This window comes from Sphingobium sp. LMA1-1-1.1 (assembly GCF_040676365.1).
Lineage (GTDB): Bacteria > Pseudomonadota > Alphaproteobacteria > Sphingomonadales > Sphingomonadaceae > Sphingobium.
The window spans coordinates 13,329-37,233 of record NZ_JBEGHS010000004.1 but is presented as its reverse complement, the minus strand read 5'-3'; the positions used below and the strand labels follow the sequence as shown (position 1 = coordinate 37,233).

The 23,905-nt window shown below is 65.7% G+C and carries 23 protein-coding genes; 11 read left to right on the top strand and 12 right to left on the bottom strand.

Features of this window, described 5'->3' with window-relative positions:
* Positions 1 to 95: 95 nt before the first annotated feature.
* Positions 96 to 398 carry a BolA family protein gene (locus tag MRBLMA1_RS06570; RefSeq protein WP_133653075.1) on the bottom strand — a complete coding sequence of 101 codons (303 nt, stop codon included), beginning with the start codon at positions 396 to 398 and terminating at the stop codon, positions 96 to 98.
* Positions 399 to 442: 44 nt separating this feature from the next.
* On the opposite strand from MRBLMA1_RS06570, the gene MRBLMA1_RS06565 reads away from it, so the two are divergent.
* The 5 genes from MRBLMA1_RS06565 (at position 443) to MRBLMA1_RS06545 (ending at position 5,195) form a co-directional block, all read left to right on the top strand.
* The gene (locus MRBLMA1_RS06565) at positions 443 to 1,060 is read left to right on the top strand and encodes a J domain-containing protein (protein ID WP_363735724.1); all 618 of its coding nucleotides are present in this window, start codon (positions 443 to 445) and stop codon (positions 1,058 to 1,060) included.
* Positions 1,061 to 1,230: 170 nt separating this feature from the next.
* Entirely contained in the window at positions 1,231 to 2,238 is a 1,008-nt protein-coding gene (cobS, locus tag MRBLMA1_RS06560) for a cobaltochelatase subunit CobS (RefSeq protein WP_133653073.1), read from the top strand.
* Between the two features lie 21 nt (positions 2,239 to 2,259).
* Positions 2,260 to 2,682, top strand: coding sequence for an OsmC family protein (locus MRBLMA1_RS06555; protein ID WP_133653072.1), 423 nt, complete (start codon positions 2,260 to 2,262; stop codon positions 2,680 to 2,682).
* 103 nt (positions 2,683 to 2,785) lie between these two features.
* Positions 2,786 to 4,609 (top strand): cobaltochelatase subunit CobT, encoded by a 1,824-nt coding sequence (cobT, locus tag MRBLMA1_RS06550; protein WP_363735723.1) that lies wholly within the window; start codon positions 2,786 to 2,788, stop codon positions 4,607 to 4,609.
* 115 nt (positions 4,610 to 4,724) lie between these two features.
* Positions 4,725 to 5,195, top strand: a complete 471-nt coding sequence (locus tag MRBLMA1_RS06545) for a GreA/GreB family elongation factor (RefSeq protein ID WP_133653070.1) — start codon at positions 4,725 to 4,727, stop codon at positions 5,193 to 5,195.
* A gap of 46 nt (positions 5,196 to 5,241) precedes the next feature.
* Here MRBLMA1_RS06545 and MRBLMA1_RS06540 read toward each other — a convergent pair whose 3' ends face one another.
* The 3 genes from MRBLMA1_RS06540 to MRBLMA1_RS06530 all read right to left on the bottom strand — a co-directional run bounded on the left by MRBLMA1_RS06540 (position 5,242) and on the right by MRBLMA1_RS06530 (position 6,759).
* A complete protein-coding gene (locus tag MRBLMA1_RS06540; protein ID WP_133653069.1) occupies positions 5,242 to 5,733 on the bottom strand; it encodes a Dps family protein in 492 nt (163 codons plus the stop codon).
* 118 nt (positions 5,734 to 5,851) lie between these two features.
* Positions 5,852 to 6,418: a TMEM165/GDT1 family protein gene (locus MRBLMA1_RS06535; protein ID WP_363735722.1), complete on the bottom strand. Its 567-nt coding sequence runs from the start codon at positions 6,416 to 6,418 to the stop codon at positions 5,852 to 5,854.
* A gap of 8 nt (positions 6,419 to 6,426) precedes the next feature.
* Positions 6,427 to 6,759: a hypothetical protein gene (locus MRBLMA1_RS06530; protein WP_133653067.1), complete on the bottom strand. Its 333-nt coding sequence runs from the start codon at positions 6,757 to 6,759 to the stop codon at positions 6,427 to 6,429.
* A 219-nt stretch (positions 6,760 to 6,978) separates the two neighbouring features.
* Between MRBLMA1_RS06530 and rpmG the strand changes: the two genes are divergently transcribed.
* A complete protein-coding gene (rpmG, locus tag MRBLMA1_RS06525; RefSeq protein WP_007687342.1) occupies positions 6,979 to 7,146 on the top strand; it encodes a 50S ribosomal protein L33 in 168 nt (55 codons plus the stop codon).
* Positions 7,147 to 7,380: 234 nt separating this feature from the next.
* Here rpmG and MRBLMA1_RS06520 read toward each other — a convergent pair whose 3' ends face one another.
* The 3 genes from MRBLMA1_RS06520 to ruvA form a co-directional block, all read right to left on the bottom strand.
* Complete coding sequence (locus MRBLMA1_RS06520; RefSeq protein ID WP_363735721.1) at positions 7,381 to 9,249, bottom strand: PhoX family protein; 1,869 nt, start codon at positions 9,247 to 9,249, stop codon at positions 7,381 to 7,383.
* Positions 9,250 to 9,504: 255 nt separating this feature from the next.
* Positions 9,505 to 10,524, bottom strand: a complete 1,020-nt coding sequence (gene ruvB, locus MRBLMA1_RS06515) for a Holliday junction branch migration DNA helicase RuvB (protein ID WP_133653065.1) — start codon at positions 10,522 to 10,524, stop codon at positions 9,505 to 9,507.
* The gene (ruvA, locus tag MRBLMA1_RS06510) at positions 10,521 to 11,129 is read right to left on the bottom strand and encodes a Holliday junction branch migration protein RuvA (RefSeq protein ID WP_363735720.1); all 609 of its coding nucleotides are present in this window, start codon (positions 11,127 to 11,129) and stop codon (positions 10,521 to 10,523) included. The genes ruvB and ruvA overlap by 4 nt, the downstream gene beginning before the upstream one ends.
* A 139-nt stretch (positions 11,130 to 11,268) precedes the next feature.
* On the opposite strand from ruvA, the gene MRBLMA1_RS06505 reads away from it, so the two are divergent.
* The 3 genes from MRBLMA1_RS06505 (at position 11,269) to MRBLMA1_RS06495 (ending at position 13,936) form a co-directional block, all read left to right on the top strand.
* Entirely contained in the window at positions 11,269 to 11,844 is a 576-nt protein-coding gene (locus tag MRBLMA1_RS06505) for a peptidase S14 (RefSeq protein ID WP_133653063.1), read from the top strand.
* 96 nt (positions 11,845 to 11,940) lie between these two features.
* Positions 11,941 to 12,567: a DUF1345 domain-containing protein gene (locus MRBLMA1_RS06500; RefSeq protein ID WP_363735719.1), complete on the top strand. Its 627-nt coding sequence runs from the start codon at positions 11,941 to 11,943 to the stop codon at positions 12,565 to 12,567.
* Between the two features lie 73 nt (positions 12,568 to 12,640).
* Positions 12,641 to 13,936 carry a methyltransferase family protein gene (locus tag MRBLMA1_RS06495; protein ID WP_133653061.1) on the top strand — a complete coding sequence of 432 codons (1,296 nt, stop codon included), beginning with the start codon at positions 12,641 to 12,643 and terminating at the stop codon, positions 13,934 to 13,936.
* 85 nt (positions 13,937 to 14,021) lie between these two features.
* Here MRBLMA1_RS06495 and MRBLMA1_RS06490 read toward each other — a convergent pair whose 3' ends face one another.
* Positions 14,022 to 15,395, bottom strand: coding sequence for a glutamate--cysteine ligase (locus MRBLMA1_RS06490; protein WP_363735718.1), 1,374 nt, complete (start codon positions 15,393 to 15,395; stop codon positions 14,022 to 14,024).
* Between the two features lie 169 nt (positions 15,396 to 15,564).
* A complete protein-coding gene (locus tag MRBLMA1_RS06485; protein WP_363735717.1) occupies positions 15,565 to 16,311 on the bottom strand; it encodes a 16S rRNA (uracil(1498)-N(3))-methyltransferase in 747 nt (248 codons plus the stop codon).
* A 105-nt stretch (positions 16,312 to 16,416) separates the two neighbouring features.
* Here MRBLMA1_RS06485 and ubiA point away from each other — a divergent pair, with 105 nt between their 5' ends.
* Both ubiA and MRBLMA1_RS06475 read left to right on the top strand, forming a co-directional pair.
* A complete protein-coding gene (gene ubiA / locus MRBLMA1_RS06480; RefSeq protein ID WP_363735716.1) occupies positions 16,417 to 17,322 on the top strand; it encodes a 4-hydroxybenzoate octaprenyltransferase in 906 nt (301 codons plus the stop codon).
* Positions 17,319 to 18,776 (top strand): phospholipase D-like domain-containing protein, encoded by a 1,458-nt coding sequence (locus MRBLMA1_RS06475; protein ID WP_363735715.1) that lies wholly within the window; start codon positions 17,319 to 17,321, stop codon positions 18,774 to 18,776. Before ubiA ends, MRBLMA1_RS06475 begins: the two co-directional genes overlap by 4 nt.
* 115 nt (positions 18,777 to 18,891) lie before the next feature.
* On the opposite strand, the gene smc is transcribed toward MRBLMA1_RS06475, so the two are convergent.
* From smc to MRBLMA1_RS06460, 3 genes are all read right to left on the bottom strand, one after another.
* The gene (smc, locus tag MRBLMA1_RS06470) at positions 18,892 to 22,335 is read right to left on the bottom strand and encodes a chromosome segregation protein SMC (RefSeq protein ID WP_363735714.1); all 3,444 of its coding nucleotides are present in this window, start codon (positions 22,333 to 22,335) and stop codon (positions 18,892 to 18,894) included.
* Positions 22,336 to 22,415: 80 nt separating this feature from the next.
* Positions 22,416 to 23,150, bottom strand: a complete 735-nt coding sequence (locus MRBLMA1_RS06465; protein WP_363735713.1) for a thioredoxin domain-containing protein — start codon at positions 23,148 to 23,150, stop codon at positions 22,416 to 22,418.
* 46 nt (positions 23,151 to 23,196) lie between these two features.
* Positions 23,197 to 23,868 (bottom strand): thioredoxin domain-containing protein, encoded by a 672-nt coding sequence (locus MRBLMA1_RS06460; RefSeq protein WP_363735712.1) that lies wholly within the window; start codon positions 23,866 to 23,868, stop codon positions 23,197 to 23,199.
* Positions 23,869 to 23,905 lie beyond the last annotated feature (37 nt).

Genomic DNA, 23,905 nt, shown 5'->3' with positions numbered 1-23,905 from the left:
GCCCCTTGCTCTCACGAAATGCCGGCGGTCAGAGGTTCATCCGGCCGGAAATCGCTTTGGGAACGGCCGCACAACGCGCGAGAGGCGCCATGGTGTCATTCGCCCGGCGCGCGCGCCTTGATCGCCAGGGCATGAACCTTTTCGCGCAGCAGATCGGCCAGCGCGGCATTGACCAGCCGCTGGCGAGCCACGCGGTTCTGGCCAGTGAAGCGGTCGGAAACGATCTCCACGGTGAAGTGGCTCTCCCCCGATCCATCATGCCCGGCATGCCCGCGATGCTTCTCGCTGTCGTCGATCACGGCGAGCCGTTCGGGATTGAGGGCGGCCTGCAGCCGGGCTTCGATTTCGGTGGCCACTGGTCCTTGCGGCGTGGAGGGGTCTTTCAGAATCTCGGTCATCGCCCCTATATAGGCCCTTTGCTCCCCGTTGCATCAGGACAATCTTGGCTGGCGATTCCTTCTCGACCCGACGTTTCAACCGCTTCCACGGCCGCGTGGAAAGCGACCGCCCCTGCGCGGCGCCCGGTTGCGAGGAACCGGGGGAATTTCGCGCGCCCCCCGTGGAGGGAGGCGGGTCGCACGAGGAAGGCCCGCGCTGGCGCTGGCTGTGCCTCGACCATGTGCGGGAATTCAACCAGGGCTATAATTTCTTCACCGGCATGAGCCCGGAGGAGATCGCCGCCGCCCAGCGCCCCTATGCGGGATGGGAAAGGGAAACCCGGGCCTTTTCCTCCAACGCTGCCAGCCCGCCGCCCCGATGGTCGGACTTCCAGGATCCGCTGGACGCCATCGGCGCCAAGTTCAGGGAGCGGGTGGCGAAGGCCCGGGCCGACAGCCAGATGCGGCAGGACGGCAAGTTCCTGTCGCGGGACGACCGCAAGGCGCTGGAGGTGATGGGGCTGCCCATCGATGCCGACCGCAGGGCGCTGCGGCAGCGCTATACCGAATTGCTGCGGCGCTTTCATCCCGACCATAATGGCGGCGACCGCAGCCATGAGGCATCGCTGCAGGGGGTGATCGAGGCCTATCAGCTCCTGCGCAAGGCGGAAGCCTTTGCCTGAGCCGCGTCGCACAGCCCATCGTCCCCTCCCCCCGCCGGCGCTGGTCGGGCAGGGGGCCAATTTGGCCGAATGGGCTGCTTGATCCCGGCCTGCTAAAGCCCCACTCTATCGACATGCCCGTCCCCTATGGCTAGGGCAGTGCCGACCAGACCGTTCAAAGAGATTAGAAGATGACCGACATCCCGAACGTCCAACCCGATACCCGCGCCGAAACGCTGTTGGCATCGCCCGACCGCGAAGTGGATGCGCGCGAAGTGTTCGGCATCGATGTCGACATGAAGATACCCGCCTTTTCGGAAGCCGATGAGCGGGTGCCCGATCTCGACCCCGCCTATGTGTTCGATCCGGATACCACGCTCGCGATCCTGGCCGGCTTTGCCTATAACCGTCGCGTGATGGTGCAGGGCTATCACGGCACCGGCAAGTCCAGCCATATCGAGCAGGTCGCGGCGCGGCTGCGCTGGCCGTGCATCCGCATCAATCTGGACGCGCATATCAGCCGCATCGACCTGGTCGGGCGCGACGCCATCGTCCTGAAGGAAGGGCAGCAAGTCACCGAATTTCGCGAAGGGCTGCTCCCCTGGGCCCTGCAACGGCCGGTCGCGCTGGTGTTCGACGAATATGACGCCGGCCGTCCGGACGTGATGTTCGTGATCCAGCGCGTGCTGGAAACCGACGGCAAGATGACGCTGCTCGACCAGAATCGCGTCATCCGGCCCAATCCCTGGTTCCGCCTGTTCGCGACCGCCAATACCGTGGGCCTGGGCGACACGACCGGCCTTTATCACGGCACGCAGCAGATCAACCAGGGCCAGATGGACCGTTGGAACCTGGTCGTGGCGCTCAACTACCTGCCCGCCGCGACCGAGGCGCAGGTGGTGCTGGCCAAGTCCGGCGAATATGACCATGAGGGCGGCCGCAAGGAAGTCGAGAACATGATCAAGGTGGCGGAGCTGACCCGCCAGGGCTTCATCAACGGCGACATCTCGACCGTCATGTCGCCGCGCACCGTGATAAGCTGGGCGCAGAACGCCCTGATCTTCAAGAATATCGGCTTCGCCTTCCGCCTGTCCTTCCTCAACAAATGCGATGAGGCGGAGCGGCCGCTGGTGGCCGAATATTATCAGCGCGTCTTCGGCAAGGACCTGCCCGAAAGCGTCGCCCACCGGGCGGCCTGAGCGCGCAGGGAGGAACGAGCCATGATCGTCGTCGAACGGATCGATCCATCGGGCGGCACCGCCCACCGGATCAGCATCCGCGGCCATGAGCTGATCGCGGACATGTCGGCGCCCGACGGCCATGACGCCGGACCCGACCCGCATGACCTGTATGATTCGGCGCTGGGCGCCTGCAAGGCGATGACCATGCTCTGGTATGCGCAACGCAACGGCATTCCGGTGGAGGACATCCACGTCGGCGTGGTGCGCGACGCAAGCCGGGAACGGGAGGGCGTCTACAGGCTGACCACACGCATCGCCCTGTCCGGTCCGCTCACCGCCGACCAGCATGACAGGCTGATCGCCGTGGCCGCGAAATGCCCTTTGCACAAGCTGATGAGCGAGGTGGAGACTGAGATCGAGACCATCGCGGTGCCCTATGTCGGAGAGGGCGAGCGGCCATGACCGGCGCCGCCTGTACGAACGCGCTCCGTGCCCCGCGGGATGAAGGGCGTCGCTGCCTGAACGGTTGCCTTCACCCTGCGTCGGGCGGGATGCTGCCGGACACATGACCGACCGTTCGCTCCTCGACGCCTTCAAGGATGTGCTGTCCGGCGCAGCGCGATCGATTGCGCGTGACGCGGAGGTGGAGGTCAGCTTCACCGCCGACACGCCGCATATGGCGGGCAAGGCGATCAAGGTGCCGACGCCTGGACGCAACCTTCCCGCTGATCAGGTGGCGCTGGCGCGGGGCTTTGCCGACGCCAATGCGCTGCGGCTGCGGCATCACAATGCCCGGATCCACAACGCGGCCGCGCCCGCCGACGCGACCGCGCGGGCCGTCTATGATGCGGTGGAGCAGGCGCGGGTCGAGGCGATCGGTTCGCGGGCGATGGAAGGGGTTCGGGCGAACCTGAACCATGCGCTGGACCTGCGCCTGAAATCCGACCCGATCCGGCGGGCGCGTTCGTCCGAGGAAGTACCCCTGTCGACGGCGCTGGCGCTCAAGGTCCGCGAGCGGCTGACCGGGCAGGCCGCGCCCAGGGACGTGCAGGCGGGCCTGGCGATGATCGACCAGTGGATCGAGGAAAAGGCGGGCGCCGATCTCGACGCTTTGGCCATGGCCATTGACGACCAGCGCGCCTTCCAGAAGCTGACCGCCGCCATGCTGGAGCATCTCGCGCTTGTCGACGAAGACATGCCGCCCGAGACTGATGATTCCGAGACGCCGGATGAGGGCGAGGACGAGGAGCAGCAACAGGACGAGAGCGACAGCGGCGAGGACGAGGCCGGCGACAGCGACGCCTTTGCCGAGACGCGCGCCGAGGATCAGGGCGGGGAAAGCCAGAACGGCGAAACCGAATATAGCGATCAGTTCGATCCCGGCAGCGAGGATGGCGCGGAGGATATGGGCGAGGATGGCATGATGCCTGTTCGCCCGAACCGGCCGATGGGCGACCTGCCCCCGGGCTTCGACTACAAGGCTTATACACTGCTGCATGACGAGGTGGTGACCGCCACCGACCTGTGTGACGAAGATGAATTGCTGCGCCTGCGCGGCTTCCTGGACCAGCAGCTCGTCAGCCTGCAGGGCGCGGTGACGAAACTGGCCAATCGGCTGCAGCGGCGGCTGATGGCGCAGCAGTCGCGGAGCTGGGACTTCGACCAGGAAGAGGGGCTGCTCGACGCGGCGCGGCTGGCGCGGATCGTGATCGATCCGACACGATCGCTGTCCTACAAGATCGAGCGGGATATCGAGTTCCGCGATACCGTCGTCACGCTGCTGATCGACAATTCCGGGTCCATGCGCGGCCGGCCGATTTCCATCGCCGCGATCAGCGCCGATATCATGGCGCGCACGCTGGAACGCTGCGGCGTGAAGACGGAGATACTGGGCTTCACCACCCGCGCCTGGAAGGGCGGGCAGAGCCGGGAGGACTGGCTGGCGGCCGGGCGTCCCCCGATGCCGGGGCGTTTGAACGACCTGCGCCACATCATCTACAAGAAGGCGGACGAACCCTGGCGCCGGGCGCGCAAGAATCTCGGCCTGATGATGCGGGAGGGGTTGCTCAAGGAGAATATCGACGGCGAGGCGCTGCTCTGGGCGCATGGCCGGCTGCTGGCGCGGAACGAGGAACGCCGCATATTGATGGTGATCTCCGACGGCGCGCCTGTCGATGATTCCACCCTGTCGGTGAACAGCGGCACCTATCTGGAACGCCATTTGCGGCAGGTGATCGAATGGATCGAGAACCGCTCGCCCGTTCAGCTCGTGGCGATCGGCATCGGCCATGACGTGACCCGCTATTATCGCCGCGCAGTGACCATCATGGATGCCGAACAGCTTGGCGGCACCATGGTGGAACAGCTCGCGGCGCTGTTCGACGATTAGAAGCCCTGCTTGTCCGGGCTTTGGCGCTGTCGCAACCCGGACCTTCCCCTTGAAAAGAAGAGCGCCGGTTTCGACCTCGTCATGGCGCGGACAGGCGTTTTGACAGGAGAGTGCAATGAGTGTCGCCTTTCGTCGCGAGAGTGACGAGGAGCATCTGGAGCCCACTTTCGAACTTCCGCTGCCGCCCGGTCCCAATTGGGTGACGGCGCGCGGCCTGCGGCTGACGCGGGAGAAGGTGGAAGCGCTGGAGGCGGTGGAAATGGATGGCATGGCCGAAGACGAGGCCAAGAAACTGAAGCGCGAGTTGCGATACTGGCGGACCCGGCTTGCCACCGCGGAGGTGCGGCCGATCCCGGACGGGGAGGCGGTCGCCTTTGGCAGCCGCGTGACCTACAGCTTGAACGGCAAGGAAAGGCAGATCTGCATCGTCGGCGATGATGAGGCGGATCCCGCCGAAGGGCGCATCGCCTTTTCCGCGCCGCTCGCCCGCGCGATGATGGATGCGGAGGATGGCGAGAGCGTGGATTTCGGTGGAAGGACGGCTGCGCTCACCATTCTGGCGATAGAGCCGATCATCGAGGATTGATCCCAACGAAAAAGCCCTCCAGTCGCGGCTGGAGGGCTTTGTTCCATCAGGCGTTGCGGCCGGCCTCGAACAGGAACCAGGCGCGTTCCTCCGCCTCGTCCGTCCAATCGTCGATAATGCCTTCCGTCGCATTGTCGCCCGCTTCCGTGGCTGCGGCCTTGGCGGCGCGCAGGGCCTCCACCAGCTTCAGATTGTCCTCCCGCAGCTCGTTCAGCATGTCGCCGGGGCTGACATAATCGGCGTCATTGTCGGCAAGGGACTGGTGACGCGAAATGTCGCCGATGGAACGCAGCGTCGTGTTCCCGGTCTTGCGCACGCGTTCGGCGATCAGATCGGTGGTGGCCAGGATCTGCGTCGCCTGCTCGTCGAACATCAGGTGATAGTCGCGGAAATGGGGACCGGACACGTGCCAGTGGAAATTCTTGGTCTTGAAATACAGCGCATAGCTGTCCGCGAGCACGCCGTTCAGCGCCTCTGCGACCGTTTTCGTGGCATTGCTGCGCAAATCTGTCGGAGTCTTGAGATCGGGGGCTGTCATGCTTGGCTCCTGCTAAGGGACTTGGTTTCGGACATATAATGATCTGTGCCCGATATGGTGCCATGACAAAACAGGGAACTCCGCCAAAAAAGCCGTTCAGTCTGATGCATTCCGTCGATCAGGCGAGGTGCAGAGCCGACACCGCCGCCGCCATCCCCGCGAGCAGCACCAGCACGGCGCCGCCAAGCCGAATGGCGCGAAGCGGCAGCACGTCGAACGCCGCGCCGCGCAGCAGGAGGACGGGAACAGTCGCGGCGATGATGCCGATCGCCCCGCCCGTTGCGGCAAGCACCGGATCGGCGGTGCGCACGGCGATTCCCAGGATCAGGAATTGCGCGCCGTCCCCGAAGCCGAGGATGAAGAGACCAAGCGCGCTGGTGAGAAAGGGCCCAAGCCGCCAGTTCGCCAGGGGGTCAGGCCGCTTCGTCGGCCAGAACATCCCGACCGCCAGGAAGATCAGGGCCAGCGCCAGGAACAGCAACCGCCCGTCCGTCCCCAGCATCGGCGCGATAAAGGCGCCCGCCGCAGCGCCGATCGCCGCATTGGCGAAAGCCGCCGCCACGATCCCCGCGATCACCGCTCCATCGCGCTGGAACCGTTCGGCCAGGGCCAGGGCCAGCAACTGCCCCTTGTCGCCGGTTTCGGCCAACAGACAGCCGAGCAGCGCGATCAGCAATGCATCCATTCAGCCGGTCAGACGGTCAGCCGCGTGCCAGGCCCCGCCGCCGGCCTGGCGGCGACAGGCATCGCTATCACCTCCGCATCGGGCATTTCAGCCGCGATCGCGTCGCGCATCAGGTCGAGATAGGACATGACGACAGGCCCCGCGCCCTGCAGCGACAGCGCCGACTGCAATGTGCCGGCCAGGCCTTCGACATTGTCGAGGTGGAAGGCGCGGGCAATATGGCGTATCCGGTCAATCTCGTCCCGCAGGCGCGCCAAGGAGATATGCCCCCGTTCGCCCGCGAGCGCGTCCACCCGCCGCAGCAGATCGGCAAGAATGGCCAGCATCGGATCATGTCGCATGGAGAAGACTCCCCCGTCCTGTAACTCCGACTCCACCGATAGACCCGAGCCGGTTAAGGCCGCGTAAAGTGTAGCATGGCCGCCGCATTTCGGCCACGAGCCTTGACACCGATCCGAATCTGCCTCATGGGGCACCGCTGAAACGGGGCGGTCCCTTGCTCGCAAGAGATTTGGGGCCGCTCTTCTTTTTCACGATATTCACGACCAGGGACTAAGGCCATGGCCAAGCCAGCAACCGTCAAGATTCGCCTCGTCAGCTCGGCTGACACCGGATTCTTCTACGTGACCAAGAAGAATCCGCGCACCAAGACCGAGAAGCTGAGCTTCCGGAAATATGACCCCGTCGTGCGCAAGCATGTCGAGTTCAAGGAAGCCAAGATCAAGTGATCGCGCAGGTGGCTGACGCCGCCTGACGCCATTCGGATTCGCGGCGTATATAGCCCGAACGAAGAGGCCCGTTCCCAAGGGAACGGGCCTTTCCTTGTTTCCCAGCCGTGCTCAAGGCGAGGTCGGCTTGCCATCCTCCGCAGGGCCGGGAGGGGTCGGCAAGGACGACTTTCTGGCGCCCGAGCGCAGGAAGCCGTCCCTTGCCGGCGAACAGGGCCGGGCCGGCGCCAATGTTCAGTTTCCGACCGGCTGACCGTCCGTACGGCGCACCACGATCGTCGAGGAACGCGGCGGCTGCCCCGACACCGGCCAGTTGCCCGTGGGATGCTGGATATTGATGAAGAAGTTCCGAAGGTCCGGCGTATAGGCGATGCCGGTGATCTCGCAGCCCGTGGGACCGACCAGGAAGCGCTTGGACGCCTTGCTGGTCTGGTCGACATGGTACATCGAATTGTTGCCAAAGGCCTGCGTCATGTTCACCGCCGTGCCGTTCAACGTACCGGCATTGCCCGTGAGGTTGTGGTCGGTCTGAACCCAAAGGCGGCCCTGCGGATCGATGCGAAGGCCATCGGGACTGGAGAAATAATCGCCGTTGATGTTCCCCTTCAGATTCGCTTCGGCAAGGTTGGGATTGCCCGCCAGCAGGAAAATTTCCCAGGTGAAGCCGGTTGCGAGCGGTGAATCGCCATTTTCGCGGAACTTCAGGATGTGGCCGTGCAGGTTGGTCACGCGCGGATTGGGATTGTCGGTGACGCGGCGACCGCTGTTGTTGGTCAGCGTGACGAAGATCGCCTGATGATTCGGCGCGACCGTGATCCATTCCGGCCGGTCCATCAGCGTACCGCCGGCGACGCGGGCGGCCGACTGGGCGTTGATGAGCACATCGGCCGTGCTGTTGAAGCTGACGGTGGTGGGGGTGGGCGGCGTGGTCGACTGGCTGACGTTGCCGGGATCGGTGGCGTTAGCGACCAGGCCGTTCTGGCCCTGCACCAGCGCTCGCCACTCCCCCGTGCCGTCCGCATTGAAGCGCGCCACATAGAGCGTGCCGTAATCGAGCAGGTCGACGTTCAATGCGCGATTGCTGGTGCTGTAGGCGCGATCGGGCACGAACTTGTAGATGCAGCCCGGCGTCGAATCGTCGCCCATATAGAAGGCGACGCGATTGTTGGCGTCATTCAGATAGGCGGTATTCTCATGGGAGAATCGGCCCATGGCGGTGCGCTTGGTCGGCGTGGCCAGTTCCTGATAGGGATCGATCTCCACGACCCAGCCGTAATTGTTGCTGGGCTGCGTGGGATCCAGATAATTATTGGTCGTCTCTTCGCAGGTCAGATAGGTGCCCCAGGGCGTGCGGCCCGAGGAACAGTTGTTGAGCGTACCGCGAATGGTCGAGGACAGCAGGCCCGCAGCCGGTCCGCCAACGCGATAATCGGTGTTGCCGCTATAACGCTTGTTGAAGCGCGATCCCGCCTTGACGGCGAACTTGCCGTCCGTGCCCTTGGCGATTTCCACCACCGAAACGCCGACGGCCGACAGGGCGAGCGCCTTCTGGTCCGCGGTGGCGGTCGCGGCGTTATAGGTGCCGCTGGCGAAGAGGATATTGTAATCCGGCAGTTCATGGTTGATCGCCAGCAGGCCGCCGCTGTTGGGATCGACGCCCGACAGGTCGAAAAACTCCATGCCGTCATGATTGCCGCCCGCCCACAAATTGGTCTGGCTCGCGCTGCCGGGGATGCTGCCGGGGGCATAGGGGGTGCCAGGCTCCACCGAATCGCCCGCCTTCAGCAACACATCGACAGTGTAGCCGGCAGGAACGGTGACCGTGTCGTTGCTGTTGATCGCGACCGACGCGAAGGCGATGGCATAGCTGGGCGCCGGGGTCGGCGTGGGAAGGGGGGCGGGCGAGCCGGAGGCTTCGTCGTCGCCGCATGCCGTCAGCGCGCCCAGCATCGGCAGCATGGAAAGGCCCAGCAGGCCGTTCTTCAGCACGGTGCGGCGCGCCGGATTGGCGGCGACGATCGATTCCAGGCTATCTTCGCCCGCGGTGATCTTTGGCTGCGCATCGCGAAAGGCCGCGCGCGCCTCGTCGGTCAGATGAGACATGGATGAATACCCCTGTGCATAATCCGGGCTGTCGGCTGGAGGCCGCGCCGGTGGCGACCGGGGCATGACAGAGGCAAATGACGGCCTGGCTGCAAAAAGGAGACGGATCGGTGAAAGCGGCATGACCGGGCGGTGACATTGCCGATCGATGGGGAGCCGACCACGGGCCGCCGCGATGAATGGCCTGCCCTCCCGCGAATATGCGTATGGATCATTTGGCGATCGGCGGCCGGTCGGTCCGGCCGTCGGCCGATTTCAATCGAACAGCCCATCCTGAAGATGGGAGGGGGGATTGAGGCCCAGATGCTTCCAGCCCGGACCATTGAGGCAGCGACCCCGCGCCGTACGGGCAATCAGGCCAAGCTGGATGAGATAGGGTTCGATCACTTCCTCGATCGTGTCGCGCGCTTCGGAAAGACCGGCCGCCAGCGTTTCGACCCCCACCGGGCCGCCGCGATAAATGTCCGCGATCATGGTCAGGTAACGGCGGTCCATCAGGTCGAGACCGAGATAGTCGACCTCCAGCCGCGTCAGCGCGGCGTCGGCCACCTTGGCGTCCACGGCCGCCGCCGCCGCCACATTCGCGAAGTCGCGCACCCGCCGCAGCAGTCGCCCCGCGATGCGCGGCGTGCCCCGCGAGCGCCGGGCGATCTCCACCGCACCGTCCGGGGTTATGGCCAGGTCCAGCAGCCGCGCGGCGCGGCGCACCACCAGCTCCAGTTCGTCCACTGTATAGAATTGCAGCCGCACCGGAATGCCGAAGCGGTCGCGCAGGGGTGTCGTCAACAGGCCCTGCCGCGTGGTCGCACCGACCAGGGTGAAGGGCGGCAGGTCGATCCGCACCGATCGGGCGGACGGCCCCTCGCCGATCATCAGGTCGAGCGCCCGGTCCTCCATCGCGGGGTAGAGCACTTCCTCGACCGCGGGGTTGAGCCGGTGAATCTCATCGACGAAGAGGACGTCGCCCTCATCCAGATTGGTGAGCAGCGCGGCGAGATCGCCTGACTTGGCGATGACCGGGCCTGATGTCGCGCGGAAACCCACACCCATCTCGCGGGCGACGATCTGCGCCAGCGTCGTCTTGCCAAGGCCGGGGGGACCGAAGAAGAGCACATGGTCCAGCGCTTCGCCCCGTCCCCTGGCGGCTTCGATGAAGATGCGCAGATTTTCCCGTGCCGCCTGCTGCCCGATGAATTCACCCAAGGACTTGGGGCGCAGCGCGGCATCCGCATCCTCGACACGGCGCGTGGAGGAGATCAGGCGGTCCTCGCTCATTTCGCCGCTTTCCGGAGCGCCAGGCGGACCAGCGCATCCAGCGACGCGTCCTCACCCAATTCCTCCTCGGCAGCGGCGACGGCGCTGCTGGCTTCGGCGGGTTTGAAACCCAGATTCTGCAACGCCGAAATCGCGTCGGCGCCGTGGCCGCCGGTGGGCAGGGCCGCAAAGCCGCCACCGGCCGCGCCGGCTGGTGCGGGTACGGCGCCGATCTTGTCCTTCAACTCATTGACGATGCGCTGGGCAAGCTTGGGGCCGACGCCATTGGCGCGTGCAACCATCGCCTTGTCGCCCGTGGCCACTGCGCGGTGCAGCTCCGCCGGTTCCAGGGCCGACAATATGGCCAGCGCCACGCGGGATCCCACGCCCTGCACGCCGGTCAGCAGGCGGAACCAGTCGCGTTCCTCGGCTCGGGCGAAACCGACCAGGCGGATGGCATCGTCCGACACCAGCATTTCGGTATGGATCGTCACCGCTTCGCCCACAGGCCCCAGCGCGGAGAGCGTACGGGACGAGGCGCCAACCAGATAGCCGACCCCGCCCACGTCGATGATGGCATGGTCCAGGCCCGTGCTGTCCAGCCGTCCTTTCAGTTTAGCGATCATGCGCCCCGCCCTTTGGTCATGATCTGTTCTTTAGGGACGTCTCCAGCGGGGCGCCAGCTAAAAACCGAGGGGAACAGGGCACCATTTGCCGGCCTGCGCGTAGAGCAGCCGGCGAGGGCAGAAGAAGGAGCCGTTTTTAATGTCGATACAGGCACCGTTGCTGGGCCCCAAGGATTTCGAATATCCCGCGATCATGCTGTCAGGCTATGTCGATCATGGCATGTACCTGCATTTCCGCAACTGCCTGTCGTCCGCGCCGCAACAGGGATTGGTCGTGGTGGAGATCGCCACCCTGGGCGGCGATCCCGAGATTGCACGGATGATGGGGGAGGATGTCCGCTTCCATTCCGATCTCTACCCGGACCGGCGACTGGTGTTCCTGGGCAAGACGGCGGTCTATTCGGCGGGCGCCACCTTCATGGGCTTCTTCGCGGCGGAAAATCGCTATCTCGCGCGGGGAACGCGCGTGATGATCCACGAGCGCATCATCACGCGGGACATCCATCTGGAAGGGCCGCTGTCGACCTGCATCGCGTCGCTCAAGGCGACATTGCATGAGATCGAGGCGTCGATCGCGATCCAGAATGAAGGTTTCGCGAACCTGATCCTGGGATCACAGGTTTCGATGGAAGAACTGCTGAAGCGCGCGCCGGAAAACTGGTATCTCGAAGCGAATGAGGCCCAGGCGCTGGGTTTGGTGGCGGCCGTGATCTAGCGCATTGTCAACTTGACCCTTTGCGGTCGGCAGCGCGTAAAATGCGGTATCAAAAGCATCTTGTGCGCGGCGGGGATTACGCCTTTGATGCACGGCATGAGCCGACCGCAGATTTTCCCGTGGCGTTATGGCATGTTCCTGGCCCTGCTGGCCAGCATGGCGCCCTTTGGCCTCCTGCTGCCCTGGCATGAGGCGGTGATGGCGGGCTTTGACCTGGCGGCGCTGGCCTTCATCCTGTCGGTCTGGCCGCTGCTGGACGCCGATCCCGACGCGATGCGGCGCAAAGCGGCGGACAATGACGTCAATCGGCAATTGATGCTGTTGCTGACCGGAATCGTGTCGATGGTGATCCTGGTCGCCGTCGGCGTCGCGGTCAGCCAGCATGGCGGGCCAAGTGCGGGGGCGATTGCGCTGGTGCTGGCGACGCTGGCGCTGGCCTGGCTCTTCTCCAACCTCGTCTATGCGATGCATTATGCGCATATCTTCTACCTGGGCGATGGAAAGGGTCGGGACAGCGGCGGACTTGATTTTCCGGACACGCAGGAACCAAGCTACTGGGATTTCCTCTATTTCGCCTTCACATTGGGAATGACATTCCAGACTTCCGACGTCGCCGTGAAAAGCGGAAGCATAAGGCAAACGGCGCTGTTCCATTGCCTGGCCGCCTTCCTCTTCAACCTGGGCATATTGGCGTTCACCATCAATGTGTTGGGCGGGAGCTGATCGGGGCGGCCGAATCCCCCTTCGCCCGGTCGGCCTTCGGGGGTTGTTTACCTATTTTCGCTAGGGCCACGGCATGAGCGACAATGCCGATCCCTGTCCGAAATCCGCCGTCAGCCATGGCGTGGGCATTGCCGGGCTGGTCGGCCTCTGCCTCTGGACATTGGTGGCGCGCCATTACGGGATGAATGGGCCGAATGCGGGCTTCGCCGCGGTAGTCGCATGCGGCCTTCCCATGGTGCTGTGGTCGCTGCTGGTCGACAAGGTCCACCGCCGGGCATCGACAGGGATCGACTGGATCGCACCCGCCCGGCCCTGGCGCGCGGTGATGGACGTCAGCATCGTCAAGATCGCCGGTTTATGGGCGACCTGGCTCGTCATCGCATCATTCTATTGCATTGCGCGCTGGTATTGGGCGGGCGATTATCGCATGTCCATGAACCTGCTGATGAGCGCGGCGCCCTGGCTGCTGGGGGCGTCAGTGCCCTATGTGATCTGGCTGGACCGGCGGACAGTCGAACCGAGGGACGCAAGCTTTGCCTTTGGCCAATGGGTGATCGGCGGAGCCGCGGGCGTGCCGGACCGGGCGGAGGTTGCCCATCATGCCCGCGCCTGGGCGGTGAAGGGCTTTTTCCTCGCCTTCATGCTGTCGATCGTGCCGGGCAATTTCGCCAGCGTGGTCGAATGGCGGACAGCGGATGCGTTCAGCCATCCCGTGGCCCTGGCGAGCTTCCTGATCGCCATCATGTTCATGATTGACGTCTGCATGGCGACGGTGGGCTATATGCTGACGATGAAGCCGCTGGATTCGCATATCCGGACGGCCAATCCGCTGCTGGCAGGGTGGGTTGCGGCGCTGATCTGCTATCCGCCCTTTGTGCTGATGGGCAATGGCGGTCCGCTCGATTATCACGCCGGCGGAGCCGAATGGGATGTCTGGACGCGCGGGCATGAGGCCCTGCAATGGCTGTTGGGCGGGTGGCTGGTCCTGCTGACCGCCATCTATGCCTGGGCGACGGTGGCCTTCGGACTGCGCTTCTCCAACCTGACGCATCGCGGGATCCTGACGCACGGACCCTATCGCTGGACGCGCCATCCGGCCTATCTGGCGAAGAACCTCTTCTGGTGGTTTTCCGCCCTGCCTTTCCTCAGCCTGTCGGGCAACCTGACCGATGTGGTGCGCAATTGTGCCCTGCTGGGCGTGACCAATGCGGTCTATTATTGGCGGGCGAAGACCGAGGAGGCGCATCTGGGCGCCGATCCGGAATATCGCGCCTATAGCGACTGGATGGAGCGCAACGGCGCCGTGCCACGCCTTTTCGCGTGGATCGTGGGGCGCAAGCCCATGGGGCTGGCCCAGCCCGCCGAATGAGGGCCGACCACCTCATCCACAATAGCTGACCGGCCCTGTCGGAGGGGCAGCCCTTCCTTCTCCCGCAGGGAGAAGGAAGGAAGCGTCAGAAGCTTTCCTCAGCGTAGATCCGGGTGAGGTCGCCCTTCCACTCGCCATGATAGCGGGCGAGCAGCCGTTCGGCGTGGGTCTGGCCCGACGCCACGATCTCGTCCAGCGGGGCGAGGAAGCCGCTTTCATTGTCGCCCGACGCATTGAGCCGGGCGCGGGCGGAAAGGCCGGCGCGGGCGATGTCCAGCGCTTCGGCGGCAATGTCGCGCAGCTTGCGGTTGCCCGCAATGGGCGCGTCCAAGGCCAGTTTGGGCACGGAATCGCGCAGGACCTGCCGTTCCTCCATGCTCCAGCCCTTGACCAGATCCCAGGCCGCGTCCAGCGCGCCTTCGTCATAGAGCAGCCCGACCCACAGCGCCGGCAGCGCGCAGATGCGGTTCCAAGGCCCGCCATCCGCGCCGCGCATTTCCAGGAAGCTCTTCATCCGCACTTCCGGGAAGGCGGTGGACAGATGATCCTCCCAGTCCTTCTCCGTCGGCTTTTCGCCGGGCAGGGCGGGCAGTTCGCCCTTCAGGAAATCGCGGAAGCTCTGGCCCGCCGCGTCGATATAGCGGCCGTCGCGATAGACGAAATACATCGGCACATCGAGCGCATAGTCGGCATAGCGCTCATAACCGAAGCCGTCCTCGAACACGAAGGGCAGCATGCCCGTGCGGCCGGGGTCGGTGTCCGACCAGATATGGCTGCGATAGGACAGGAAGCCGTTGGGCTTGCCTTCCGTGAAAGGCGAATTGGCGAAGAGCGCCGTCGCCAGCGGCTGCAGCGCAAGGGAGACGCGGAACTTCTTCACCATGTCCGCCTCGCTGCCATAGTCGAGGTTGGTCTGGATGGTGCAGGTGCGCAGCATCATGTCCAGGCCCATGCTGCCCACGCGCGGCATGTGACGCAGCATGATGTCGTAGCGGCCCTTGGGCATGATGGGCAGTTCTTCGCGGCTCTTGTCCGGCCACATGCCAAGGCCCAGGAAACCCAGGCCCAACATGTCGCCCACATATTTCACCTGTTCCAGATGTCGGCTGGTTTCCGCGCAGGTCTGGTGGAGATTTTCCAGCGGCGCGCCCGACAGTTCGAGCTGGCCGGCCGGTTCCAGGCTGATGGTGCCGTCGGCGCCGGAAAGGGCGATGATATTCTCCCCCTCGAACACCGGGTTCCAGCCATAGCGGGTAAGGCCGATCAGCAGCGTGTGAATGCCGCCCCGCTCGTCGTAGCTGGGGGCGTGATAATCCCGCCTCGCATAGACGAATTTCTCATGCTCGGTGCCGATGCGCCAGCGATCCTTCGGCTTGGCGCCCTTGGCGAAGGCCGCGATCAACTGTTCGCGGCTTTCAATGATGGGATCATTTTCCCCTGAGTCGGTTCTGGTGCTCATGCCCCGCCTTAATCTTTCCCCCGGTTGCGTCAAAGGCGCAACCTTCGGCGCTCAGATAAGCTGCGTTGATGGCGGCTTCAATCGGGTTGCGGAAGAAAACCATATTTGAGCGCTCGGCACGAGATGCTGCGGTGCCAGCCGGGCCGCGGAAGCATGACGCGCCAGGAAGCTAAGCCCAATCGCCGTTCATCGTCATCCAGGCCGTGGTCGCGGCGATGGCGGCGGTTTCCGCGCGCAGGATGCGGGGGCCGAGCGAGACGGCGACTGATCGGGGATGGGCGCGGATCGCTTCGCGCTCGGCGGGGTCGAAGCCGCCTTCAGGACCGATCAGGAAAGCGGCGGCGCCCGGATGCGCCCTGAGCGTGGCGGCCAGCGCCTCCCCGCCGGTCTCATCGGCAAAGAAAAGCCAGCGGTCCTCCGGCCAATCCCGCAACAACGCGTCGAGCTTCACCATAGGCTCAAGTTCGGGAAGGGCCGTGCGGCCGCATTGTTCGGCCGCTTCGACCAGATGGGCATGCAGGCGATCGAAATTGAGCCGGTCCACCACGGCGCGCCGGGTGAGCACGGGCTGCAGGCGGGCCACCCCCAGTTCGCAGGCCTTTTCTGCGACCAGGTCGATGCGCCCCTTCCTGATCGGCGCGCAGCAGAGCCAGAAATCGGGGACATCCTCCGGCGGTCTGGTCTGGCTGACCACCTCCAGCACCAGGTCGCGCTTGCGGATGTCGCGCGCCCTGGCCGCCCATTCGCCCGACCTGCCGTCGAACAGCAGGACGATGTCGTCCGGTTTCACCCGCATGACGCTGATCAGATAATGGGCCGGGTTGCCGTCGACAGGCACGGCCACACCCTCGCCCAGCTGCGTTTCGACGTGGAGGCGCGGCGCGCTTTGCGGCGGCCAGGCGGGGGTCGCGGTCATTTTGTCTCTTCCGTTCGCCCTGAGCTTGTCGAAGGGGCATGCTTCTCTTTAGGGAAGTGGAGGGTTTCGACAAGCTCGGCCCGAACGGAGTCCCAAAAACCTATCATGGCCCAACAGACGATAGTTCCCGATAGCGAGGCGCGCGGGCTGGTCGCGCGCTTGCCGAATATCCCCCGCGCCCTGGCCCTGCTGGCGCGATTTGATCGGCCGATCGGCTGGTGGCTGCTGTTCTGGCCTGGCGCCTGGGCCGTTGCGCTGGCGGGGGGTGCGCGGGCGCAGTGGCCGCTGATCCTCTGGCTGCTGCTGGGCAGCATCGCCATGCGCGGGGCGGGGTGCGTGTTCAACGACATTGTCGACCGCGACCTCGACCGGCAGGTAGCGCGCACGGCGTCCCGCCCGCTGGCGAGCGGGGCGATATCCCTCAAGACCGCATGGATATGGTTGCTGTCCCTCTGCCTGGTCGGACTGGTGGTGCTGCTCCAGCTCCATCTCTACGCCCAGGTCGTGGCCCTGGGCTCGCTGGCGCTGGTCGCGGCCTATCCGTTCATGAAGCGGATCACCGGCTGGCCGCAAATATGGCTGGGGCTGGTCTTTTCCTGGGCGGCGCTGGTCGGGTGGAGCGAGGTGGCGGGAAGCCTCGATTTGACGGGATTGCTGCTCTATGGAGGGTGCATCTTCTGGGTGGTCGGCTATGACACCATCTATGCGTTGCAGGATCGGGAGGATGACGCGCTGATCGGCATCGGATCGAGCGCCCTGTCCATGGGCAGGCATGTGCGCGGCGGCGTGGCGTTCTGCTATGCGATGGCGCTGGGCCTTTGGGCCAGCGCCATCTGGCAGGCAAGGCCGCAGGGCCTGGCGCTGGCGGCGTTGCTGCCCATGGCGGTGCATCTGGGCTGGCAGGTGGCGACGCTGAAGGAGGACGGCATCGATCCGCTGGCCAAATTCCGTTCCAATCGCTTTGCGGGACTGCTGATGTTCCTGGGCTGCCTGGTGGTGGGCAGCGCATGAATGGTCCGCGCGAGGGGGAGGATTGCTGGCGGATCGAGCGGGCGCTGAAGGCCAGCATGATCGTCGATGCGGACGCCTATTTCCGGCATGCCCGCGCCGCGATGATGAAGGCGAAGAAGCGGATCATGCTGATCGGCTGGGATTTTGACGCCGCCATCACGCTGATCCGCGAAGATGAGGCGGGCGACGGCGCGCCAACGGTGATCGGGGATTTCATAAGCTGGCTGGTGGAACGGACGCCGGAGCTGGAAATCTTCCTGCTGCGCTGGGACGTGGGCGCGATGAAGTCCATGGTGCGGCCGTCCAACCTGTTCACGACCGTCCGCTGGATGGCCAATTCACGCATCACGGTGAAGCTGGACAGCCATCATCCGACCGCCGCGTCCCACCATCAGAAGATCGTGGTGATCGACGATTGCTTTGCCTTTTGCGGTGGCATCGACATGACCGGCGATCGCTGGGACACCCGGCATCACCGCGATGAGGAACCGGGGCGGCGGCATCCGGACGGGTCGCCCTATGGCCCCTGGCACGATGCGACGACGGCCCTGCAGGGGCCCGTCGCGGCGGCGCTGGGCCAGCATGCGCGGGCGCGGTGGAAGGATGCAGGCGGGGAGGAACTGCTGCCGGTGGAGGGTCAGCAGGATTGCTGGCCCGATGCATTGCCGGTGCAGTTCGAGGATGTGGATGTCGCCATATCCCGCTCCGCGCCGGAGATGGAGGATCAGGAGCCGCTGATCGAGATCGAGCGGCTTTATGTGAACCAGATCGCGTCGGCGAAGCGCTATATCTATGCGGAGAGCCAATATTTCGCCTCCCGCCGCATTGCCGAGGCGATCGCAGCCCGGCTGGCCGAGGAGGACGGACCGCAGATCATCATCATCAATCCGGAACAGGCCGACGGCTGGTTGGAACAGCAGGCCATGGACACGGGCCGCGCCCGGCTGTTCGAGGCGCTGAAGGCGCGGGACCGCCACGGCCGGTTACGGCTCTACCATCCGTTTACCGCGCGGGGGGAGCCGATCTATGTGCATGCCAAGATATTGATCGTCGATGACCGGGTTCTGCGGGTCGGATCGTCCAACATGAACAACCGGTCCATGCGGCTGGACACCGAATGCGACGTGACGATCGATGCCGCGCTGCCCGCCAATGCAGGGCGGGAGGATGTGATACGGGCGATTCGCGACGATCTCATCGCCGAGCATCTCGACCTGCCCATCGCGCGTGTGGCGGCGGTGATCGCCGAGCGCGGGCTGGTAGCCGCCGTCGAGCAGCTGCGCGACAAGCCGGGGCGAACGCTGAGACACTATGTGACGCCTGACCTGAACGACGTGCAGGCATGGCTGGCGGACAATGAGATACTCGATCCGGAAGGTCCGGGAGAGATGATGGAACCCGTGGCGGAGCGCGGATTGTTCCGGCGGATGCGCGGGTGGATGGAGCGGGATTAGAGCGATTTCCAAGCGATCGGAACCGATCGCTGGTTAAGAAATCGCGGAAAACAAGGAAACCAGAGCGGCGATCTGATTCAATCAGATCGAAATCCGTTCCGGGCCCGAAACACAGTCATTCCGCCGCGAGCAGCGCTTCCGCACTGCCGAGGTTCACCGACACGAGGCGGCTCACCCCGCGTTCCACCATGGTCACGCCGAACAGCCGGTGCATGCGGGCCATGGTCACCGCATTATGGCTGACGATCAGGTATCGCGTTTCGGTCTGCGCCACCATCGCGTCAAGCAGGTCGCAGAAGCGCTCGACATTGGCGTCATCCAGCGGCGCGTCGACCTCGTCCAGCACGCAGATCGGCGCGGGGTTGGTCAGGAACAATCCGAAGATCAGGGCGACGGCCGTCAACGCCTGTTCACCGCCGGAGAGCAGGGTCAGGGCGGCCAGCTTCTTGCCCGGCGGCTGGGCCATGATCTCCAGCCCTGCCTCAAGCGGATCGTCGCTGTCGATCAGTTCCAGATGCGCCTGGCCCCCATTGAACAGCGTCGTGAAAAGACGGCGGAAATGGCCGTCCACCGCCTCGAACGCGGCGAGCAGGCGCTGGCGCCCCTCCCGGTTCAGGCTGCCGATCGAGCCGCGCAGTCGGTTGATCGCCTGGGTCAGTTCCTCGCTTTCGGCGCGGCTGCTGGCCTGGGTGGCTTCCAGTTCCTCCAGTTCCTGCGCCGCGACCAGGTTGACCGGGCCGATCCGCTCACGCTCCGTGACGAGCCGGTCATGCTCGCCCTGTTCGCTCTGGGCGATGCGGACCTCTGCGCTGGCGAAGCCCAGTTTTTCGGGCAGGACGGGCGGCGGGCATTCGAATCGCTCGCCGGAAAGGCGGTTGGTTTCGACACGCTTCTCATCCGCCGCCTCGGCGCGGGCGGTGGCGGTGGCGCGGGCTTCGCGGGCATTGGCGAGCGTTTCGCCAGCCTGCGACGCGCGCTGTTCGGCCATGCGCAGCGCGGCTTCGGCTTCGCTTTCCTCGCGCCGCGCGGCCTCCGCCGCTTGCATCAGCGTGTCGCCCTGTTCGCTGAGTGCGGCGATGGTCGCCGCCAGACTGTCAGGCTGGCCGGCGATTTCGGCGCGTTCCTTCGCTATGGCCTCGCCGCGTTCGACCATCGCCGCGATGCGCTTGGCCGCTTCACCGGCGCGGGCGCGCCAACCCTTGGCCTCTGCATCGGCGGCGGCCATGCGCTCCCGGTCGCTGGCCAGCGCGCGGTCCGCCAGCGCCTGATCGGCCTGAAGCTGGCTGACCGCGATCCGGGCCTTTTCGCTCGCCTGTTGCAGCGTGGCGACCTGCGCGCGGGTTTCCCCGCCATCGGGCATGGCGACCCGGCTGGCCTGCGCCTTGTCATGCTCGCCCTGCGCGCCGAGCAGGTCGGCGCGGGCTTCGTTCAACCGCTCCTCCATCGCTTCGCGCCGGCCGCTCAGCCGTTCGAGCGCGGTGGCGGCCTCATCGGCGGCGCGCAGCGCGGTACGCAGGCGCTGATCCGCATTCGCAAGCTGGGTACGGCCGGACGCCAGCGTCCGGCCAGCCTCGCCTTCACGCGCCAATGCTCCATCCTGCGCCGCGCGGGCAGCATCGACATCGGCTTCGACGGCGGGCCGGGCGGCGGCAATGGCTTCGAGACGGTTGAGGCGGATCAGCCGTTCGGCGGCGGCGGCTCCGCCTTCCACGGCGACATAGCCGTCCCAGCGGCGAAGCTGACCATCCCTGGTGACGAGGCGCTGGCCAACCGCGAGCGCCTGGCCTTCGTCGCTGTCCGCGACCGCGACCTGGGCGAGACGGCGCTCCAGTTCGGCCGGCGCCGTGACATGGGCGGAGAGCGCCGTGCACCCCGCGGGCAGGCCTGGATCGCTGTCGAGCGGCGTCGCGCCTGCCCAACGGCGTTTGCCCTCAGCAGCGATGGGCGCTTCCAGATCGTCGCCCAGCGCAGCGGCGAGCGCGCGTTCATAGCCGGGGGCGGCCTTGAGCCGATCCAGCGCGCGGCTGCGGCTGCCGGTGCCGCTGTCCACGGCTCGCTGGAGCGCGGCGGCTTCGCTGTCGAGCGCGGCGAGGGCCGCGCGGGCGGAGGACAAGGCGGCCTCGGCGCCGGCACGCGCCTCCGCTGCTTCGGCGCGGTCGGCTTCGGCGGAGCGGATTGCGGCTTCGGCGGCATCGCGGTCGGCGCTGGCCTGCTGCTGAGCGGCGATCGCTTCGGCCCGCTTTTCTTCCAGCGGCGCGGCGTCGGGCAAGGCCGCGACTTCCGATTCAAGGCGTTGCGTTTCACGGGACGCCCGGTCCAGGCGGGCGCGCGCAGCGGCAAGCGCAGCGTCAGCCACGCGCAGTTCGGCCTGCTCGCCCGCCTGCTTCGCCATGGCCTTGGCCAGATCGAGTTCGGCGTCGCGGGCGGCGTCCTCGGCACGGGCGATCCGTCCGGCGAAATCGGGGCGCATCGCCTCGGTCTCGGTGATGCGCGCCTTGAGCGCCGCCAGTTCATCGGTGAGGCGGGCAATCGCCTCCGCCGCGTCATTGGCGAGCGTGCCTTCGCGTTCGCGGTCCTCCTCCAGCCGGGCGGCCTGCTGGGCAAGGTCATGGAGACGCCGTACCACGCCGTCCCGTTCGGTGCGCAGGGCGGCGAGCCTGTGTCCCGCTTCGCTCGCCGCATCGCGCGCGACCTGGGCGGCGGCGCGTTTCTGCGCAAGCGCCTCCACGGCAGCATGGGCGTGGACGGCGGCGGCCTGCTGCGCCTCCTGCGCGGCGGCGACGGCGCTTTCGGCCTGTTTGGCCTCGGCACGGGCGGCGTCTGCGCTGGCGGCGGCCTCGCGCCAGCGGGCGAAGATCGTGCGTCCCTCGGCGATGCGGATCTGTTCGGAGAGGCGGATATAGCGCTCCGCCGCCTTCGCCTGGCGTCGCAGGCTGCTGGCGCGGGCGTCCATGTCGGAAAGGATTTCGTCCAGCCGCATCAGATTGGCTTCGGCGGCCCGCAGCTTCTGCTCCGCATCCTTGCGGCGGACGTGCAGGCCGGAAATGCCCGCCGCTTCCTCCAGCATGGCGCGGCGCTCCTGGGGGCGGGCCGCGATGACGGCGGCGATGCGGCCCTGGCTGACCAGCGCGGGACTGTGCGGACCCGTGGCGGCATCCGCGAAGATCAGCGACACGTCCTTGGCCCGGACGTCGCGGCCATTGGCGCGGTAAGCACTGCCGGCGCCCCGCTCGATCCGGCGGGTCACTTCCAGTTCGCCGTCGGCGGCCACTTCCACCGCGTTGAACAGTTCGCCCTGTTCCTGGACGGTGAGCAGCGAGACTTCCGCGAAATCACGCTGCGGACGGGTGGAGGTGCCCGCGAAGATCACATCCTCCATGCCGCCGCCGCGCATCGACTTGGCGCTGGATTCGCCCATGACCCAGCGGATCGCCTCCAGCAGGTTGGACTTGCCGCAGCCATTGGGCCCGACAATGCCGGTCAGGCCCGGTTCGATGCGCAATTCGGTCGGATCGACGAAGCTCTTGAAGCCGGAGAGCTTGAGGCGCTTTATCTGCATTGCGCGACGTCAGGGCAGGGCCGGGCGGCGCCGCCATCGGCGGAAAGCCGGCCCGACGATGTCAGCCCCCCCTGGTCCAATCAGATCCCCGCTTCCTTGAGCTTCGTGCGCAGCGCCGGCCAGGCGGCGGTATTTTCCACCATCACGCCGTTCAGGATGAAGGTCGGCGTGCCTTCGATCTTATATTGCTGATTGGCGGTCTCGACCGTCTTGGCCAGTTTTTCGGCCGCAGCCGTGTCGGCCAGGCACTGCTTCGCCTGATCTTCGGATATGCCGCGCTGCTTGGCGAAATCGACCAGGCCGACGGCGGAGGCCAGTTGGCCGAAGCGCTGCGCCGGGGGCGCGCTCATCAGCGCCTTGTATTTTTCATCGCCCAGCGCCTGCGCCTTTTCGAACATCGCGCTCTGATTGGCGAAAAACTGTTCGGAGAGCGGATAGAAAATGTCCTTGCCACCGCAACGGGCCAGCAGCGCCGTCGAAATGTCGATCGGGTCGCGCACATAATTGCGGAATTCGAAGCTCATCTTCCCGCTGTCGACGATCTGCCTGATCTCCTCGGACGATTCGGCGGCGAAGTCGCGGCAGTGCGAGCAGGTGTAGGAACCATATTCGACCAGCTTCACCTTCGCATTGGGATTGCCCATGACGAAATAGCCGTCGGGGCTGGCGGCGATGGTTTCCGACCATTTCGTGCCGGCAGGCGCGGCGACCGCGGCGATCGGTTCGGCGGAGGTGACGCTGCCCTCATCCTTCTTGCCGCAGGCGGCGACGGTGAGGCTAAGGGCGATCAGGGCAAGTCCGGAAAGGGCTTTCACGTTGTTCTTGGCTCCGTTGTCGGGCGTTGTCGTGCAGTGGTTTAGATCAGGGCAATGCAGCCTGCAACCGCGTCCAGTCCGATCCATGGACCAGCGTGCCGTTCAGCGTGAACGCGGGCGTCCCGCCGATCTGCAGCTTGTTCCAGGCTTCGTCGGTCATGGCGAGCACCTGCTTCATCGACGCGGGATCGTTGATGCATGCGTCAAGCTGCGCGGGCTTGAATCCGCGCTTGCCCATCAGCGCGTAGAGGCCGGTCTTCTGCCCGATGTCGCGCAGGGCCGCCTTCTGATCCGTCGGCTTGGCGGCGTCCGTCTCATAGGACTGGATCTTCTCCATCCAGGCTTCCTGATTGGCGAACAGCGCCTCATGATTGCCGAAAAATTGCTTCGGCCCGCCGCAGCGGGCAAGCAGCGCGGCGGCCAGGTCATATTTGTCGCGCACCGCATTGCGCACCTCGACGCTGAGTGTGCCGCCCTTCACATAATTGGCGCGCAGCGGTTCGCTGGCTTCGCCCACGAAATGCGCGCAGTGGGAGCAGGTGTAGCTCACATATTCGACCAGCTTGGTCGGCGCGGCAGGATTGCCGAGCACATGGCCACCCATGGGGGACAAGGCTATCCGGGTCAGCCAGTTGGCGGCGGGAGCGGCCCATGCGGACAGAGATGCGCTTGCCGGGATGGCGAGCAGGGCGAGGAAGGCCAGGCGGAATTTCATCATGCGATGGTCCAGTGATGCGCCGCCCCTGTCGCGGCTG

What these genes read in the sequence shown, in the direction of transcription:
- cobS (WP_133653073.1), top strand. Translation starts at nt 1,231, where the DNA reads ATGACCGACATCCCGAACGTCCAACCCGATACCCGCGCCGAAACGCTG.
- MRBLMA1_RS06520 (WP_363735721.1), bottom strand. Translation starts at nt 9,249, where the DNA reads ATGTCTCATCTGACCGACGAGGCGCGCGCGGCCTTTCGCGATGCGCAG.
- MRBLMA1_RS06570 (WP_133653075.1), bottom strand. Translation starts at nt 398, where the DNA reads ATGACCGAGATTCTGAAAGACCCCTCCACGCCGCAAGGACCAGTGGCC.
- cobT (WP_363735723.1), top strand. Translation starts at nt 2,786, where the DNA reads ATGACCGACCGTTCGCTCCTCGACGCCTTCAAGGATGTGCTGTCCGGC.
- MRBLMA1_RS06555 (WP_133653072.1), top strand. Translation starts at nt 2,260, where the DNA reads ATGATCGTCGTCGAACGGATCGATCCATCGGGCGGCACCGCCCACCGG.
- MRBLMA1_RS06535 (WP_363735722.1), bottom strand. Translation starts at nt 6,418, where the DNA reads ATGGATGCATTGCTGATCGCGCTGCTCGGCTGTCTGTTGGCCGAAACC.
- MRBLMA1_RS06460 (WP_363735712.1), bottom strand. Translation starts at nt 23,868, where the DNA reads ATGATGAAATTCCGCCTGGCCTTCCTCGCCCTGCTCGCCATCCCGGCA.
- ubiA (WP_363735716.1), top strand. Translation starts at nt 16,417, where the DNA reads ATGGCCCAACAGACGATAGTTCCCGATAGCGAGGCGCGCGGGCTGGTC.
- MRBLMA1_RS06495 (WP_133653061.1), top strand. Translation starts at nt 12,641, where the DNA reads ATGAGCGACAATGCCGATCCCTGTCCGAAATCCGCCGTCAGCCATGGC.
- rpmG (WP_007687342.1), top strand. Translation starts at nt 6,979, where the DNA reads ATGGCCAAGCCAGCAACCGTCAAGATTCGCCTCGTCAGCTCGGCTGAC.
- ruvA (WP_363735720.1), bottom strand. Translation starts at nt 11,129, where the DNA reads ATGATCGCTAAACTGAAAGGACGGCTGGACAGCACGGGCCTGGACCAT.
- ruvB (WP_133653065.1), bottom strand. Translation starts at nt 10,524, where the DNA reads ATGAGCGAGGACCGCCTGATCTCCTCCACGCGCCGTGTCGAGGATGCG.
- MRBLMA1_RS06475 (WP_363735715.1), top strand. Translation starts at nt 17,319, where the DNA reads ATGAATGGTCCGCGCGAGGGGGAGGATTGCTGGCGGATCGAGCGGGCG.
- MRBLMA1_RS06505 (WP_133653063.1), top strand. Translation starts at nt 11,269, where the DNA reads ATGTCGATACAGGCACCGTTGCTGGGCCCCAAGGATTTCGAATATCCC.
- MRBLMA1_RS06540 (WP_133653069.1), bottom strand. Translation starts at nt 5,733, where the DNA reads ATGACAGCCCCCGATCTCAAGACTCCGACAGATTTGCGCAGCAATGCC.
- smc (WP_363735714.1), bottom strand. Translation starts at nt 22,335, where the DNA reads ATGCAGATAAAGCGCCTCAAGCTCTCCGGCTTCAAGAGCTTCGTCGAT.
- MRBLMA1_RS06545 (WP_133653070.1), top strand. Translation starts at nt 4,725, where the DNA reads ATGAGTGTCGCCTTTCGTCGCGAGAGTGACGAGGAGCATCTGGAGCCC.
- MRBLMA1_RS06490 (WP_363735718.1), bottom strand. Translation starts at nt 15,395, where the DNA reads ATGAGCACCAGAACCGACTCAGGGGAAAATGATCCCATCATTGAAAGC.
- MRBLMA1_RS06485 (WP_363735717.1), bottom strand. Translation starts at nt 16,311, where the DNA reads ATGACCGCGACCCCCGCCTGGCCGCCGCAAAGCGCGCCGCGCCTCCAC.
- MRBLMA1_RS06530 (WP_133653067.1), bottom strand. Translation starts at nt 6,759, where the DNA reads ATGCGACATGATCCGATGCTGGCCATTCTTGCCGATCTGCTGCGGCGG.
- MRBLMA1_RS06500 (WP_363735719.1), top strand. Translation starts at nt 11,941, where the DNA reads ATGAGCCGACCGCAGATTTTCCCGTGGCGTTATGGCATGTTCCTGGCC.